The sequence below is a fragment of the Pantoea sp. App145 genome (assembly GCF_047947045.1).
In the GTDB taxonomy this organism is placed as follows: Bacteria; Pseudomonadota; Gammaproteobacteria; order Enterobacterales; family Enterobacteriaceae; genus Pantoea.
The window spans coordinates 154,125-169,432 of the sequence record NZ_CP133292.1 but is presented as its reverse complement, the minus strand read 5'-3'; the positions used below and the strand labels follow the sequence as shown (position 1 = coordinate 169,432).

General features: G+C 38.9%; 13 protein-coding genes. All 13 read left to right on the top strand.

Annotation, left to right across the window (positions count from 1 at the left end):
• The first annotated feature begins 162 nt into the window (after positions 1 to 162).
• The 13 genes from RCF31_RS23600 (at position 163) to RCF31_RS23540 (ending at position 15,267) form a co-directional block, all read left to right on the top strand.
• On the top strand, positions 163 to 1,170 hold the full coding sequence (locus RCF31_RS23600; protein WP_084878758.1) for an alpha/beta hydrolase: 1,008 nt from the start codon (positions 163 to 165) through the stop codon (positions 1,168 to 1,170).
• An 815-nt stretch (positions 1,171 to 1,985) separates the two neighbouring features.
• Entirely contained in the window at positions 1,986 to 2,684 is a 699-nt protein-coding gene (locus RCF31_RS23595; protein WP_416414115.1) for an EAL domain-containing protein, read from the top strand.
• A gap of 238 nt (positions 2,685 to 2,922) precedes the next feature.
• Positions 2,923 to 3,189 (top strand): exopolysaccharide production protein YjbE, encoded by a 267-nt coding sequence (yjbE, locus tag RCF31_RS23590; protein ID WP_416414113.1) that lies wholly within the window; start codon positions 2,923 to 2,925, stop codon positions 3,187 to 3,189.
• 40 nt (positions 3,190 to 3,229) lie between these two features.
• Positions 3,230 to 3,724 (top strand): helix-turn-helix domain-containing protein, encoded by a 495-nt coding sequence (locus tag RCF31_RS23585; protein WP_416414112.1) that lies wholly within the window; start codon positions 3,230 to 3,232, stop codon positions 3,722 to 3,724.
• A 98-nt stretch (positions 3,725 to 3,822) separates the two neighbouring features.
• Positions 3,823 to 4,959: a polysaccharide export protein gene (locus tag RCF31_RS23580; protein ID WP_416414159.1), complete on the top strand. Its 1,137-nt coding sequence runs from the start codon at positions 3,823 to 3,825 to the stop codon at positions 4,957 to 4,959.
• 5 nt (positions 4,960 to 4,964) lie between these two features.
• Positions 4,965 to 5,399, top strand: a complete 435-nt coding sequence (locus RCF31_RS23575) for a protein tyrosine phosphatase (protein ID WP_416414110.1) — start codon at positions 4,965 to 4,967, stop codon at positions 5,397 to 5,399.
• Positions 5,400 to 5,416: 17 nt separating this feature from the next.
• Positions 5,417 to 7,576, top strand: coding sequence for a polysaccharide biosynthesis tyrosine autokinase (locus RCF31_RS23570; RefSeq protein ID WP_416414109.1), 2,160 nt, complete (start codon positions 5,417 to 5,419; stop codon positions 7,574 to 7,576).
• A gap of 465 nt (positions 7,577 to 8,041) precedes the next feature.
• Positions 8,042 to 9,307: a right-handed parallel beta-helix repeat-containing protein gene (locus RCF31_RS23565; protein WP_416414107.1), complete on the top strand. Its 1,266-nt coding sequence runs from the start codon at positions 8,042 to 8,044 to the stop codon at positions 9,305 to 9,307.
• Positions 9,308 to 9,334: 27 nt separating this feature from the next.
• The gene (locus RCF31_RS23560) at positions 9,335 to 10,546 is read left to right on the top strand and encodes a hypothetical protein (protein WP_416414106.1); all 1,212 of its coding nucleotides are present in this window, start codon (positions 9,335 to 9,337) and stop codon (positions 10,544 to 10,546) included.
• Positions 10,547 to 10,590: 44 nt separating this feature from the next.
• A complete protein-coding gene (locus tag RCF31_RS23555) occupies positions 10,591 to 11,649 on the top strand; it encodes a glycosyltransferase family 4 protein (RefSeq protein WP_416414105.1) in 1,059 nt (352 codons plus the stop codon).
• Positions 11,650 to 11,668: 19 nt separating this feature from the next.
• Positions 11,669 to 12,652, top strand: coding sequence for a glycosyltransferase family 4 protein (locus tag RCF31_RS23550; RefSeq protein ID WP_416414103.1), 984 nt, complete (start codon positions 11,669 to 11,671; stop codon positions 12,650 to 12,652).
• An 82-nt stretch (positions 12,653 to 12,734) separates the two neighbouring features.
• Positions 12,735 to 14,252 carry a hypothetical protein gene (locus RCF31_RS23545; protein WP_416414102.1) on the top strand — a complete coding sequence of 506 codons (1,518 nt, stop codon included), beginning with the start codon at positions 12,735 to 12,737 and terminating at the stop codon, positions 14,250 to 14,252.
• A 34-nt stretch (positions 14,253 to 14,286) separates the two neighbouring features.
• Entirely contained in the window at positions 14,287 to 15,267 is a 981-nt protein-coding gene (locus RCF31_RS23540; protein WP_416414101.1) for a polysaccharide pyruvyl transferase family protein, read from the top strand.
• The last annotated feature ends 41 nt before the right edge of the window (positions 15,268 to 15,308 follow it).

The following is a 15,308-nucleotide window of genomic DNA, read 5'->3' as shown; positions in this document are numbered from 1 at the left end:
TTATCAATTGGATAGGCTTCACGGTGTAAGTTCATTAAAACAAATAGGTTGCTATTAGATAGTGCACTATATAAATTAAACCCCGAAGCAAACAGATGACAAATCATCGCAACCATTTAAATAGCACGCGATATAATCGTGAGAAATCAAAGGGAGTTCACCATGAAATTTAAACAGACATTTTTAGCCATCGCACTGGCCGCTGTATCCGCAGGAAGTGTAGCGGGAGAGCCGCAGCCGGAACGTCATGTACAGGCATTCCTGAACGCGCTGAACAGCAGTGGTGGAAAACCCATGGAACAGCTGTCTCCGCAGGATGCCCGTCAGGTACTGATTGGCGCGCAGAAAGGCGCAGTGTTACCGCCCGCTGATGTGACGGAAAAAACCATTGAGGTAAATGGCCAGCCACTGAAACTGAACATCGTTAAACCAAAAGGTGCGCACGGTACGCTGCCGGTGTTTATGTTCTTCCACGGTGGTGGCTGGATACTGGGAGACTTCCCGACTCATGAACGCCTGGTGCGTGACCTGGTGGTGGAATCCGGCGCGGCAGCGGTATTCGTCAACTACACGCCCTCACCGGAAGCGCACTTCCCGGTCGCCATCAACCAAGCTTACGCGGCGACCCGCTGGGTGGCGGAGCATGGACATGAAATCGGCGTTGATGGTAAACGTCTGGCGCTGGTGGGCAACAGCGTAGGGGGCAACATGGTCGCTGCCGTGGCGTTGCAGGCAAAACAGCAGCATACCCCGGCGATTCGTTATGACGTGATGTTGTGGCCGGTTACTGATGCACATTTTGATACTGCCTCATATAACCAGTTTGAAAATGGCTACTTCCTGACACGCAATATGATGAAGTGGTTCTGGGATGCTTACACCACCAGTGACAAGGATCGCAACAGCATCCTGGCTTCACCACTGCGTGCCACCCGTGAGCAGTTGCAGGGCCTGCCGCCGACACTGATTCAGACGGCGGAACTGGATGTGCTGCGTGACGAAGGCGAAGCCTTTGGCCGCAAACTGGATGAAGCGGGTGTGGATGTCACGGTGACACGTTACAACGGTCTGATTCATGACTACGGTCTGCTGAATCCGCTGAGCAACGTCCCGGCAGTAAAAACCGCACTGCGCCAGGCCGCCGAAGAATTAAAAACCCACCTCAAATGATGATGAAGAAGGCCAGGTTAACCACCTGGCTTTTTTTTGCCTGCCATTTTGTTATCCGAATCACAATCACGATGCCTGCCAGTAAATCCCTGAATAATTATGAGAGATGGAAAACGGTTCCGGGGTATCAGATGGTATTGAATGGACAATGTGCGGAGTAGTCACAATTTCATGATGCTATTTATCCAATTGATGCTGTGACGTTCCATGGAGAATGGCAGAGCTCCCTCCGGTAACCGCCCGACAGGGTGGTTTTTTTTTGCTTAAGGTTTTCTTAATTATTAATTTTAAAAGCCATGTTGCAGAAATTTTCACCAGTATTTTTTTCCTTGTCCAACCCAGACTGGGCCTGGAACAGGGCCACTTACCGGTGTTTTTAACGAAGCGGCAAAAAGTTTAATGATTTCACAATGTTACTAATGTGTTTGTTTTCGACAGCTAATCAGTCATTTAGGCAGCAATTCAAGCCATGTTTGACCTGAAAAATAAACAATTCGTTAACATCTCACGCTTCCGGCGCCATCCAGGTTAAGGTATCGATATCGAACCATTAACATCCAGTTGTATTTCATAAAAAATTTCCCGTCACATAATTTATCTATCTGATACATAAGCAAATATCCAATCATTAATCTGATTTCTCCTAATAAGCTGGAGTAATCCTCTATTTATTCATTTTAAGAAAGGATTGATCGATCAACGGCTGTTTTTTGATAGGTAAAAACATAGATAAAACCGATCTTAAACTGTTTATTGATTGGTAATAGTGATCATAGAATGAGAATCATCTGATGTGTGTTAAGGAAAACATTCTCATGAATCTCAGCGAAGTCTTAACAGGTAAAGTTATCAGTGGTATTGAAGCGGAACCGATAGTAGACAGAGAAGGGAATGTTCTGGCAGTTAAGGTACGCACAGAGAGCGCCTCACCAGGGTGGCTTTCATGGCAGGGTGGGAAGGCGAGCAAAGCACAGAAAAAGAAACTGCTGAAGGAGCAGCTGACGCTCATCGATCAAAAAACAGCATATTTTCAAAATAATAATATTTTATGCTCCATCGACATTGATTTTGAAAAGGCAGCGATCCTCATACAGGATGATGAAATCGCTGCATTAACCAGATCAAAACACTTTTTACGTTTAGAGATTTCAGAAGGCTTTCCAAATCTTTCAGATGGACGAAGCAACCGGGTACTGCAGGAGTTAGCGGAGAATTACCGATTGTGGCTGGGCGATTTAGGGTCAGGCGAGGCAAGCCTGAGAGCGTTACAGGAGAATCTCTATGACGCAGTTAAAATCGATAGTGACTTTCTAAAGCTCTATAGCCATTCAAAAATATGGCCGGTCATTATCAAAAACATCATGCGTTACTGTCAGTTTATTATTATCGAAGGCTTGGAAAGCACAGAACAATGCCAGACAATCGCAAAGGACATAAAAGCTATACAAGGTGGATGTTTTAAAAGCATACTTCTTGAAAATATCGAAAGTCTAAATAATAAATTCATATTATAACCCTACTTATTTTTTCTTTTCTTTTCACAGCAAAGCGGCGGGATTTCTCTGCCCATATTATTTTTGTGCCAGGTTCGCGCAGGCGAAGCTGCGTCTGTTGCGTTGATTATTTAATTTTCAGGACATTGGCGCCAGTAAGCTAAGGGCGGTAGCGTGTCTGAAAGCAAGCGAATGAGCTTGAATCGAAGTTGGATGAAAAGCCAATAATCTTCCCTCAACAAATAAATAAGGTATAAATATGAAAATCACAGCAATAACTACATTGTTATTAGCCGGCATGCTGAGCCTTAATGCGAATGCAGCTGATCCTCAGACCGGTGAAGTGACAACAGCACAGAACACTGGTGCGGCCGCTGGTGACACAGCGACCAGCTTTGCTCAAGGCAACAGTGTAGTCATCGGCGTGTCCACTATCGGACTGCTGGCTGGCGTGGCTCTGGCGACCAGCAATAATGGAGGCAGCAACACCAGTACGACCACGACCACCACCACTACCGGAAGATAGTCATTAACATTGGGGGGCATCGCGTAGGTGTTAAAGAGATATGAGGATAATTTCCGATGATTACTACCTTAGGCTGGGGTTAAGAGAAGCTTTAAGAGTCCACGAAAAGGGACTGCAGGATATAACTATAGCGATAAGCTCAGACCTGAAAACCATCAGGCTGTATAAAGATATAAGCATCTATTCTAATGAGAAATTTTTTGTCGGAAATTGTCTGACAACATTTGTTTTGAGCTATCAGCTCAGTCATGGACTAACACCGCTGCATCACAATCTGTACAAGTTAATCGCCGAAAGAAAGACGATGTACTTAACCCCCCGGGAAATTGACGTACTCAGCGAATTACTGAAAGGAGAGAACATACTCGGCATATCCCGGACATCCGGGCTTAGCCCGAAGACAATCAGTGCGCAAAAGAACTCAGCCCTGAGAAAACTTAAGGTTAATAATTTACATATGCTGCATAGAGACATTTCATCATTCAGAAATCTCTTTTATGGAAAAGAACGTAACCAATCAGGGATGGATTACTAAGGGCGAGTTAATGACATTTCCATTTTATATGCCTCTTTAGTCTCTTTATGAAGAGGCTTTATTTTCGTGTTTTTAATAGGATGATAGTTCAGCTCATGATGATGACAATGCCTTTCAGATTATCCGCTATCGCGGTATCTGTTTTTTTACTTTCCGCGTGCACCATTGTTCCCGGACAATATTTATCCACCAGTAACAAGGATGTGGTAGAGCAGACAGACTCTAATACGGATATCGACAAGTTCGTTACGGTGTACCCGCTAACACCGAAGCTGATTGAATCTCTGCAACCGAAGACAGTGATGTCCAGCGCAAACCCACAGCTGGAAGAACAAATTAAGAACTACCAATACCGCATCGGCATTGGTGATGTCCTGATGGTGACAGTGTGGGATCACCCTGAGTTGACCACCCCTGCGGGTCAGTACCGCAGCGCCAGTGATACCGGCAACTGGGTGAACACCGATGGCACCATCTTCTATCCCTATATTGGCAAGGTGAAGGTTGCCGGACGCACTATCGATGAAGTGCGTACTGACATTGCCGACCGACTGAAGACCTATATTGAAAGCCCGCAGGTTGATGTCAGCATCGCTGCGTTCCGCTCACAAAAAGCGTATGTCACCGGAGAGGTGGTAAGGTCTGGCCAGCAGCCGATCAGCAATATTCCGTTGACCATTATGGATGCCATCAACGCAGCGGGTGGCTTAGCCCCGGATGCGGACTGGCGTAATGTGGTGCTGACGCACGATGGCAAAGATAGCCTTATCTCTCTGCAGGCATTAATGCAGCAGGGCGATTTACGGCAGAACCGATTACTCACTCCTGGCGATATTTTGTTTGTTCCGCGTAATGATGACCTGAAAGTGTTTGTCATGGGCGAAGTTAACAAGCAATCCACCCTCAAGATGGATCGCAGTGGCATGACGCTTGCTGAAGCACTGGGCAATGCAGAAGGGGTCTCGCAGGAAATGGCAGATGCATCCGGCATTTTTGTGATACGTCCGCTGAGCAGAAGCACTGGAAACGGCAAGCTTGCCAATATTTATCAGCTGAATGCGAAAGATGCAGCGGCAATGGTGATGAGTACTGCCTTCCAGCTGCAACCTTACGACATCGTTTATGTCACAACGGCACCGATAGTGCGCTGGAACCGCGTTATCTCCCAGCTTGTTCCAACCATTGGCGGCGTGCATGACATGGTTGAAACCACACGTTATATCCGTACATGGTAACGAGTATGTTTGATTCAATATTAGTGGTATGTACTGGAAATATTTGCCGCTCTCCAATGGCAGAACGAAGGTTGCGGCAGTTATTGCCTAGTAAAAAAATTGATTCAGCTGGGGTGAAAGCATTAGTTGACTCAACAGCTGATGAAACCGCAGTACTGACAGCTGAATTACATGATGTGTCCCTGGATGGACATAAAGGGCGGCAATTTACACAAAAAATTGGAAGCCAGTATGACCTGATATTGGTCATGGAAAAGCGACAGATTGAATATGTCACGCGTATCGCATCAGAGGTGCGAGGGAAAACGTTGTTGCTTGGGCATTGGTTAGACCAGAAAGAAATCCCAGACCCATACCATCAAAGCAACGAAGTATTTGACTTTGTATATCAGTTAATCGATCAAGCCTGCCAAAGCTGGGTAGTTAAACTGGGTGGCTAACCATTAGGAATTTATCTATGTCATCTATTACTTCAATAAAGCCTCATACACCAAACTCTGATGAAGTTGATCTGGGATGGTTAATTGGTGAGATACTCGACCATCGAAAGATAATAATATTTTTAACAGCACTTTTTACAGCTATTGCAATCATTTATGCTCAATTTGCAACGCCAATATATCAGGCTGATGCGATGATCCAGGTTGAACAAAAGCAAGGCAATGCACTTATTAATAGCATCAGTCAAATATTGCCAGATGCTCAGCCTGAATCAGCGCCTGAAATAGCATTGTTACAGTCTCGCATGATCTTAGGTAAAACGGTTGAAGATTTAAACTTACAAGCCAAAATAGAGCAGAATTACTTTCCAATATTCGGACGAGGTTGGGCTCGCATCACAGGTAAACCAAAGGGAAACTTGGCTGTAACTCGCCTTTACTTACAAGGAGGTGACGGAAAACAAAAAATAACATTAACAGTAAAAGACAATCATAATTTTCATGTCTCTGGTGACGGCGTGGATTTAGATGGTAGGATTGGCGAACTTATCGAAAACAAAGGCATTTCACTATTGGTAAGTGAGATGAATGCGACTCCAGGTACAAGCTTCACTATTAGTTACGTTTCATATCTGGATGCAATTGATAATCTACAGGATTCTCTTACTGTTGTAGATCAAGGAAAAGATACCGGAATATTAAATCTTACAATAACAGGAGATGACCCCGCATTAATTCAATCAATATTGAAAAGTATCAGTGATAATTACTTAGCGCAAAATATTTCGCGACAAGCTGCACAGGATGCAAAAAGTCTTCAATTTCTGAACAAGCAATTACCTCAAGTCAGAGAGGATTTGAATACTTCTGAAGATAAGCTGAACGCTTATCGGAAAAAAAGTGATTCGGTTGACTTATCATTAGAAGCAAAATCTGCCTTAGACCAGATAGTTAATGTTGATAACCAACTAAATGAACTAACATTTAGAGAGGCTGAGATATCACAACTATATACAAAATCACACCCAACATATAAAGCTTTGCTGGAGAAAAGACAAACATTAGAACAGGAAAAAGATAAATTAAATCAGCGTGTATCAGCAATGCCTGCCACTCAACAAGAGGTATTGCGTTTAAGTCGAGATGTAGAATCTGGGCAGGCAATATATATGCAATTACTAAATCGCCAGCAGGAGTTAAGCATCGCTGAATCAAGTGCGATAGGTAATGTCAGGATAATTGATAGCGCTGTCACTAAACCAAGACCAATTAAGCCAAAGAAAATATTAATAGTACTTATTGGGTGTGTTTTAGGAGGTGTCTTTTCAGTAGGTTTAGTCTTGTTGAGGGTGTTTTTACATAGGGGGATTGAATCTCCTGAGCAATTGGAAGAACGTGGGATTAATGTGTACGCAAGTGTGCCTCTTTCAGAAATGGTAGTTAAACATAAAAGTTTGAAGGAAAATAAGAATAACAGGGACAAAGAGAAACTGCTATTTCTGGCAAAGGAAAACCCAGCTGATTTGGCAATAGAAGCGATACGCGGGCTTCGAACCAGCCTACACTTTATTATGATGGAAGCTAAAAATAATGTATTGATGATATCAAGCGCCAGTCCAAACGCCGGGAAAACATTTATTAGCAGTAATATGACAGCATTACTGGCCATGAGTAACCAGCGAGTATTATTCATTGACGCGGATATGCGTAAAGGCTACTCACATAAGTTATTTAAAGGCAATATAGAACATGGGCTGTCAGATATTTTGTCAGGAAAATCTACAATTGAACAAGGGATTAATACTGTTAATGGGCTCGGGTTCGATTTTATTTCTCGTGGTGAAATACCCCCTAACCCCGTAGAGCTTTTAATGCACTGGCGCTTTCAGGATTTAATAAAATGGGCTTCAGAAAATTATGACATTGTCGTGATAGATACCCCACCCATTTTAGCGGTGACAGATGCTGCGGTAGTTGGGCGTTACGCAGGAACATCGTTATTAGTTACTCGTTTCGAGGTAAATACACCTAAAGAAATGGAGATGAGTATAAAACGTTTTGAACAAAGCGGAGTTGCAATTAAAGGTTGCATCTTAAATGGAGTTGTTAAAAAGCTTAGCAGTTATTATGGATATGAGTACAGACAGTATTCATATTCGGATGCTAAAAAAAGCTAACCTAAGGGGATCGGCGCAAATAATAGGATTATATTTGCGTCATTTCATAAAATGAGAAGCATTTCATTTTTTATAATGTATGATAATATAAATATCATAACTTGAGCCAGCATGACGAAGTGCGAATATACAGTCACGTAAGCTAGTATGATAATTTAAAATACTTTCAACTAAAAGATATCCTTCTTACTTAAATTGTTGTTGAAAATTTTATTTTTTGTAGGGGTTGAGATATATTGTTTTTTTGAATGATTTAAAAATGCAGTTATTATATTCGTGAGATGGTAGTATGAACCCAATTGAGTGTTCCAACTGGATTTCTATTAATTATGATGATAGGAAGGTGAAGAGTTGAAGCGGAGGGATTTTATTATTATTTCAATGCTGGGAATGATTCTAAAGAATCGTTTCGTTTTAGCATCACTGACTACTAATGAGATTGATATTACTAAGTATATATCAAACATGTTACAAGAAAAAAAGGAAGTGAATATTCCAGCAGGGAAGTATGTTATAGATGATTTGCCAATCAGGATAACGTCTAATTCAAGATTGTCATTTTCTAAAGATGCGATTATAAAAGTTAACAAAAATAAAAAAAATGAATCTAGTGTTTTTATTATTGATGGGGAATCTGATATTGAATTTGAAGGAGGTGCTTTTTATTCATATGATGATACGGTTGAGGTTATTAAAGTGGTTAATAACGCTCATGGAATTTCTATAAAAAATGTGTCTTGCAATGGATGTCGTCTGTTTGTCTCAGATGTTATGAAATCCTATAATTTAATAAATGACATGGATCTTAACGATAAAATAACTATTTCTAATTGTGAGGGGGGATCGGAAAAGATAAAAACCAGAAGAGCTTTCATTGAACTTCACTATACAAAAAACTCAGAATGTGAAGGTTGTGTTGTCGATGGTTATTATCATGGAATGATGTTTTGGGGAGGGGATTCCAATCCTAATAAAGATGGGGCGGAGAGTAATAAAAGGAAGGTCTATAATATTCGATTTTCAAATAACAACATAAAAAATGTACAGTTAGGTGGCATTTGGGGGTCGATGGGTAAATCAGTTTCTATTGACTCTAACAACATCAGTCACGGGCGTGATGTCGGCGTTGATTTCGAAGGTTGCACTGATTCTCAGGCGACCAATAATATCATTAAAGATTTTAGACATGGAAACTTGGCAACATTCTTTCTGTGCAAAAATATTTTGTTTGAAAACAACACCTCCATATCAACAAGAAAAGAAAATATTGTTGCTGCAATTTTTAACTCAACGCTCAATCAGGCTAATAGGAACTTAAAGTTTATAAACAATACATTTATTGGAGATGGTGTTAACTCTTACTTTGAACAGAATGGAACTGTAAATGACTTAATTATAAAGAACAATTCATTCTCAAATGTATCAATTAAATTAATGAGCCCTAACAATGGCAGGCTTGAAATATCAGATAATACTTTCTTCTTTAAGATATTTCCCGATGTTGGGACGTTTGTGGTGAGTGTTTCCAATGTCATGAACCATGAGAATAACATTAATTTGGAAAATAATAACGTTAATAGCCTTAGTAATTGGTTTTTAGACAAACCAGTATTTAATGTGAAAGTGTTAAAGCCAAGGAATCTTAACGGTTCTCCTATAATCAGGGGGAATTTGGTGGAAAAAAAATCATCACAATATTCTACAATCATTTCAGTAACAGAGCAGAAATGAATTTGAACGCTATAGTCAAGGTTAAAAATGATAAAATTACGAAATTTTCTTCTTTTTATGACATTTGCCTTGCCTAAGGCGGGGGCGAAAATAGGTGGCTTCCCACTCTATATTTCATTGATAAGCAGCTTTTATTTCATGGTGACCGGGCTGTTTTATATTCTTAAAAAGAAAAGGGAAATTGTTTTTTTCCTAATACCTGTAGCTCTAGTATTAGTAATGTTTCTATTTAATCAATTTAATTTTACTGGGGGCGAATATTATGGTAGTAGTTATCTTGATTCTGCATCAATAATTGCATATTTAACCTCATATTTTTCATTTCTTTGTTATTACGGCGCTCTCAAACTAAATAATTCTGAGGAGTGGAGAAAGTACATACTGCTTATTTTTTATTTAGTTATTGTATATGCTTTGATGCAGAAGATTTTTGGTGATTATACCGTAACTATTCCGGGTATTACCGCAAACTATCAAGATGCTATAACACCTGATTTTCTTGCAGGTAAAAATAATATGATCTGGGGGATAGGTTATTTAAAAGCGACGTCAACCTATCAGAATGGAAACCTTTTTGGTGCAAACTTGTTATTGATTGGTTTTGCTGTAATAGCAAACAATAGGGTTGCGGATAAGAAACAAATAATCCCAATTTCATTACTCTGCATTGTGGTTTTACTTACTGCTTCCGTCTCAATTTATCTCGGACTCATTGCAGGGTTAGTTTGGATGTTTTTCACTTCTAAGAATAATTCGGGTAGTGCAGTTGTTATGTTTTTGATTGGGTTTCTGTTTCTTACGGCGATTTTAATTGTTGTGTTCAGTACAGATAATCTTTTTTCTGAAATTGCACGAGAAAGATTATTTAATCGTGACCTCACTCAGGGCAGTGGAAGAATTGAGAAAATAAGTGAATACTTCAGCCTTCTTGATAAAAACTTCTGGGTCTTGATGAACGGGATGCTTTTTTTTGATAGGAAGTTTGATGAGATTTATGAAGTCTTGCCAATGGCAATATTACAAATATTTGGCCTTCCATTGCTTGTTTTTTATTTCCTTTTTATTGTTTCAAAGCTAAAGGGGATTGTTAAGACACCATACTTCCTTCCATTTGTTGCATACTTTACTGCTTCTATTTCAGATGGTGCTTTTTGGTTGCCACCAACGGCAACAAATCTTTTTATCCTTCTGGGGCTTTGCACAGCTTGGAATATTAAAGATAATTTAAAATTAAAATAAGTTAAAGGTTAGTATCTCCGGGGTAATCATATTGTGAGGGGAATATGCTAATAGATAAGAAGGTAGCAGTTGTTTTTACAGCATCAATAATAGGTGGTCATGAGTTGATGGCTATAAATCATATAAAAAGATTTATAAAAAAAGGCATCAGTATTTCATTGTTTGTCCCAAGAGATAATAAAAAATTAATAGATTTCTTGAGTAAGTCATCAATCGAGTTTAGTTTGCATGAAGTTTTACATAGGAAATTGGAAATCATTCACTCGTTCTTCAATGTAAAATACCAAGGCGAATCTAATGACTTTTTGAAAAGTATTAAAGATAAATTCGACCATATAGTTATTGTTCAGGGTGACATTGAGTTAGGGTCGGGAATGATTAATGCCAGTAGAAAACTAGGAATTAACAACGTGATTAGCTACATCCCCTATACTCACAGCTTTAAGAAAATGGGGAGTAGGTGTGCTTTTGTAAAAGACTTGCTGGCGAAACATGTTTACGGTAATTGTGGAAACTACATTACAATATGCAATCAGTTTTATTGTGATTTGAAGAAAAAAAACCCGACTTCACATGTAAAAATATTAAGGAATTTTGTAGAGCATGATGATTTTCAGAAACGAATTTCAGGTGAACGGCGTAGTTTAATTTCACCGAATGTTATAACGATTCTGATGGCAGGGAGGGTTTATTTTAGACAGAAAGGACAGGATACATTAATAGAGTCACTTAAGGTCTTAAGTTCAGATATTAAGGTTAATTTAAAAGTAATCGGAGATGGGCCTGATCTGAATAAATTAGTTGATTTGTCATCCGGGCTTTCCAGCAGAGTTACAGTTTCATTTATGGGTTGGAAGGAGAAGGTTTGGGACTATTCAGATGATGTGGATCTTTTAGTTATACCATCTAACTATGAAGGGGTTCCGTTGATAATGCTGGAAGCATTGGAGAGGGGAATTCCAGTAATTGCCCCCGCTCGTGATGGAATGATCGACTATATAGAAGATAGGTTCTTATATTCGACTGGAGGTGAGGAGTATAAGTCTCTGGCAAATAAAATTGATGAGTTTATTGAGTCTAAATCTGTTGGTTTAATATTTTGAATTTAACGGTGATTTTTTCATGAAAAAAATTTTGATAGATAACAGATGGAGTGGGACCGGTGGTATTGGTACATTCGCTCATGAGACAAATAAAATAAATTGTTATGATAATGCCTATTTCACAGGGAAGCCCTATAGTCCATTAGATGCTATTAGACTGACTCTGAAAACTGCGTTTACAAGAAATAAAGTATTCTTCTTTCCTGGTTACATCCCGCCTTTGTACTCAGGCTCACCATATGTAATTACTATTCATGATCTTAACCACTTGGATAGAAAGGAAAATTCGAGTTTATTGAAGAGAATATTTTACAGACTGGTAATTATGCGAGGGTGCAAAAAAGCTAAATATATTTTTACCGTCTCTGAATTTTCAAAGACCAGAATTATTGACTGGGCAGGAGTCAGAGAAGATAAAGTAATTAATGTTGGCAATGGCGTTTCTGACGCATTCTCCCCTGAGGGTGACGAAATGGGGTACCCATTTGAATATATTTTGTGTGTTAGCAATAGGAAAGCCCATAAAAACGAGATAGGCACCTTGGAGGCATTCAAAAAAGCTGAACTTCCAGGTTCATTAAAGTTGGTTTTCACTGGCAAAGAGAACGAGTTTGTCAAGAGAAAGATAAAGGAATTGGGTATTGAAGACAAAGTTATCTTCACTGGATTTATAGAACAGGAAGAATTGCCAAAAATTTATAGAGGTGCAAAGGCTCTTATTTTTGTTTCCTTTTATGAGGGGTTTGGTTTGCCTGTTTTGGAAGCTATGGCTAGCGGTGTGCCTGTTATAACATCTTCGACATCTTCCTTAGGTGAGATTGCAGGTGGTGCGGCCTACTTAGTTAATCCTGAGGATGTTAATGAAATATCTAAAGCAATTTATGATATCAATAATGATGAGAGATTAAGAAATGATCTGATCAATAAAGGACTGCTCCAATCGAAGAATTACTCTTGGGAAAAGACGGCCTATAAAATTGATTCACATCTTAGTTCTATTTGATTTTTCCTATTGATTAAAGATGAAATTTAGATGGGAGCAGTAGATAATCTTGATATAACTTTAATATAAAAGAGAACATTACGTGGTCGATAAAAAATTAATGGCAAGAAATACCATTATGTTGTACGGCAGAATGCTACTCATAATGTTCGTGACGTTCTATACATCACGAATGGTATTGAAGGCTCTAGGTGTTTATGACTTCGGGTTATACAGTGTAGTAGGTAGCATTATAGTATTGTTTTCGTTTATCCAAAACGTTTCGGCTTTAGCGACACAGCGTTTCTTGTCTGTTGGATTAGGCAGAAATGATCATGCGTGGACCAATAGAGTTTTTAACACAAGTATTTTAGTTCATATATCAATATGTGGAGCTATTCTTTTTTTGGCAGAAACATTAGGTTTATGGTTTCTGACGCATAAAATGAAAGTGCCAATAGATAGAGTTACAGATGTCTTTTGGGTTTACCAAATTTCAGTCGTATCGCTTTTACTCCAGATAATGCAAACACCCTTTATGGCTGCTCTTATTGCATTGGAAAAAATGGATGCATTTGCGAAGATAGGTATCTTTGATGCTTTTCAACGATGGTTGATGGTTTTTTTGTTCACCTTGTTTAGCTTTGAGCATAAAATAGTTTCATATGCTTTGTTTTTATTGGTCGGATATTTCTGTGTTTTCATTGTTTATGTTGTTTTCTGCGTCAACAAATTTGATATATGCAAAATAAGACCAAGATTTACTGAAAGTAAAGGACTCTTCAGAGAGATATTTGTTTTCTCAAGCTGGTCAATGATAGGGTCATTAAGTGTTGTTGGGTTGTCACAGGGTATTGCGCTTCTTACGTATTTCTTTGTAGGTGTTGTTGCCAATGGTTCTATCTGGTTGGCTGAACAGATTATGGTCGCTTTTAATAGAATAATCGGAACACTGCAAACTGCGTTTAACCCACAAATTATCAAGCAACACTCGGTTTCTAACTTTTCTGAAGTTTCGTCACTAATTTCATTATCGTGCAAATTGACAGCATGCATTGTGCTTATTTCTGCAATTCCTGTTTTTGTTGATACGGCGTTCATTGTTAATATATGGCTTTCTCAGGTTCCCCCATACTTAGTAACGCTGATAAAGCTAGTGGTGGTTTATATATTGATCGACTCGTTGTCAGGGCCATACATCACAGCAATTTATGCAGTAGGCAGATTACAAAGATATCAGATTACAGTCTCCGCAATTATGCTGGCTTCTTTGTTACTCTCCTTTATTCTTTACATGAGTGGTTTTTCAATTTATGTGGCATATTCAGCAAGAATAGCATGTGCTTTTGCTCTTCTCGTATATAGAGTGATTTATATTAGTAAATCATCAAGTATGGAATATAAAACATTCTTGCTGAATGACTTTCCCAGGTTGGCTTTTGTTTGTGTTCTATCTATTGCATTTAGTGAATTTATAGTTCGATATCTTTTGGACGGGTTACTGGGACTAATATGTTTGATCATAGTTAATGCTATTTTCGTACTTGTGATGTTTTCTATATTTGCCATCAATTCTGCAGAAAGACGCTTTATTTTTGGGATGATAAAGAAACGTTTTTAATGGGCTATATTACGGTTATTATAAAGGTGAGGTTATGAGTAATAGATTTGGCGTTATGACGTACGAAAGTGATATCTATGTGAAAAGAAATTGGATCAACTTGGGCGACTATGTGCAAAGCACTGCTGCTAAACAATTTTTAGGCTCTGTAGATTCACTTATACCACGCGATCATATGAATACATATGAGGGTGATGCTGTAAAAATGATCATGAATGCATGGTATATGGATATTCCTGAAAATTTCCCGCCAGCTAAATCTATTGATCCGTTATATGTTTCGGTACATATTAACTCAACTATCGTAGATGCTATTTTCACACCAGCTGCTATTGCACATTTCAAGAAACATGAGCCAATAGGTTGTCGTGATTTTTATACAAGAGATCTATTGATTTCTAAAGGTATAGACGCTTATTACTCTGGTTGCATGACACTTACACTTGGTGAGACATATAAACGGGACAACATTACAAATGATGTATATTTTATCGATGTAATGTATGATTCAATGACCATTCCAGAGTTACTGCGCAAACCATTAAGGTTTGGCAAAAGAATTTTGAACGGGCGTGCTTTCGAATTTAATCATAGAAATCGCGTATTAAATAAATATTTCCACCCAGATCTGATTAAAAATGCTAAATTCGAAACTCAGATCATTCCCTATATATCAGCCCAGGAGGGCTTTAAGCTCGCTGATAACTTTTTAAAACGTCTCGCCAATGCTAAACTTGTTGTGACATCCAGGATTCATACAGCTTTACCCTGCCTCGCTATGGGAACACCTGTTATTTTTGTAAATGGTGGGTTCAAAAATAAAGTCGATAATTGTCGCTTTGATGGTTTATTCGATTTCTTCAATAGAATAGATGTTGATGCTAAGGGTGAAGCCACAGCTAATTTTGTTTTCTCTGGTGATAAAATTAATATTAATACTAATATCAAAAATAAAGACATTCATCTTGACTACGCTCGGCAGCTTGTCGAAAAGTGCAATGTATTTGCTAAGTAATTTTCGTCTTTCTGATATCTCACCTATTTTTCTAGTAAATC

Bases quoted from the DNA above. Each gene is read 5' to 3' on its own strand.
- RCF31_RS23600 (WP_084878758.1), top strand. From the start codon at position 163: ATGAAATTTAAACAGACATTTTTAGCCATCGCACTGGCCGCTGTATCC.
- yjbE (WP_416414113.1), top strand. From the start codon at position 2,923: ATGAAAATCACAGCAATAACTACATTGTTATTAGCCGGCATGCTGAGC.
- RCF31_RS23560 (WP_416414106.1), top strand. From the start codon at position 9,335: ATGATAAAATTACGAAATTTTCTTCTTTTTATGACATTTGCCTTGCCT.
- RCF31_RS23540 (WP_416414101.1), top strand. From the start codon at position 14,287: ATGAGTAATAGATTTGGCGTTATGACGTACGAAAGTGATATCTATGTG.
- RCF31_RS23550 (WP_416414103.1), top strand. From the start codon at position 11,669: ATGAAAAAAATTTTGATAGATAACAGATGGAGTGGGACCGGTGGTATT.
- RCF31_RS23565 (WP_416414107.1), top strand. From the start codon at position 8,042: ATGTTACAAGAAAAAAAGGAAGTGAATATTCCAGCAGGGAAGTATGTT.
- RCF31_RS23575 (WP_416414110.1), top strand. From the start codon at position 4,965: ATGTTTGATTCAATATTAGTGGTATGTACTGGAAATATTTGCCGCTCT.
- RCF31_RS23570 (WP_416414109.1), top strand. From the start codon at position 5,417: ATGTCATCTATTACTTCAATAAAGCCTCATACACCAAACTCTGATGAA.
- RCF31_RS23585 (WP_416414112.1), top strand. From the start codon at position 3,230: ATGAGGATAATTTCCGATGATTACTACCTTAGGCTGGGGTTAAGAGAA.
- RCF31_RS23580 (WP_416414159.1), top strand. From the start codon at position 3,823: ATGATGACAATGCCTTTCAGATTATCCGCTATCGCGGTATCTGTTTTT.
- RCF31_RS23595 (WP_416414115.1), top strand. From the start codon at position 1,986: ATGAATCTCAGCGAAGTCTTAACAGGTAAAGTTATCAGTGGTATTGAA.
- RCF31_RS23555 (WP_416414105.1), top strand. From the start codon at position 10,591: ATGCTAATAGATAAGAAGGTAGCAGTTGTTTTTACAGCATCAATAATA.